The 896-nt window shown below is 42.7% G+C and carries 2 protein-coding genes; both read right to left on the bottom strand.

Annotated elements, in window-relative coordinates; translation table 11 throughout:
• Positions 1-482 (bottom strand): FtsW/RodA/SpoVE family cell cycle protein (locus tag H5072_RS20485; RefSeq protein ID WP_182694638.1); only part of this gene is annotated, 482 nt, incomplete at its 3' end.
• Positions 479-896: penicillin-binding transpeptidase domain-containing protein (locus tag H5072_RS20480; protein ID WP_259396015.1), on the bottom strand; the 418-nt coding region annotated here is incomplete at its 5' end. The genes H5072_RS20480 and H5072_RS20485, both read right to left, overlap by 4 nt.

Genomic DNA, 896 nt, shown 5'->3' with positions numbered 1-896 from the left:
CCTAAATCGGGTTGTTCTTTAATTAATAATGTAGGGAGCATTACAATCATAAAACCAATAATTAAATGTAGCGGGCGAGGTGGTAAGTGATTTCTACCTATATACCAAGCTACCATCATCGGGACTGCCAACTTCATTAATTCTGCAGGTTGAAACCGTGTCACCCCTAAATTGAGCCAACGCTGCGCGCCTTTTGAGCTTACTCCAAATAAAAGTACACCGACTAGCATTAATAACCCAACACAATAAAGTGGGATCACTAACCGCTTTAACGTGGCAGGCGAAAACTGGGCTAAAACAATCATAGCAACAATCGCACCGCCCATGCGGGTCATATGCCTAATCATCATAGAAGACTCTTGCCCGCTTGCGCTGTAAACAACCATTATGCTGCCAGCCATCATTATAAGTAGTGCAATAAGCAGCGGTAGGTCGAGGTGCATACGCATCCAAATAGAGCGTTTATCGTGCAAAGCGGTCATGGTGTCTCGTTCCTTGCAAGATTAACAGGGTTGGCTGCAAAGTAGTAATCCATAAGTTGGCGAGCTATTTGAATGCCGCCGTGGTTGTTTTCTAATACAACAGAAACCACAATTTTAGGATCGCTATAAGGTGCAAAGCCTACATAAATTGTATTATCGCGTTGGCGTTCTTTAAGAGATTCTGCATCGTAACGCTCACCTTGGGCAATACTAACTACTTGCGCGGTACCGGTTTTACCAGCCGAGTCGTAGTTAGTCCCTTTAAATGCTTTGTGGGCTGTGCCTGATATTTTTTGTACTGTATTATGCATTGCATCTAACGATACCTGCCAATGGCGCGGATCTTTTAAAATAACAGGGGGTTTTTCTTCGTTGTTAATTTGCGTTATGTCGTTATCTTTTTTTATTACTTGC

The organism is Pseudoalteromonas sp. SR45-5 (assembly GCF_014163565.1).
GTDB classification, from domain to species: Bacteria; Pseudomonadota; Gammaproteobacteria; order Enterobacterales; family Alteromonadaceae; genus Pseudoalteromonas; species Pseudoalteromonas distincta.
The sequence above is the reverse complement of the archived record's forward strand: the minus strand, read 5'-3'. Positions and strand labels throughout refer to the sequence as shown.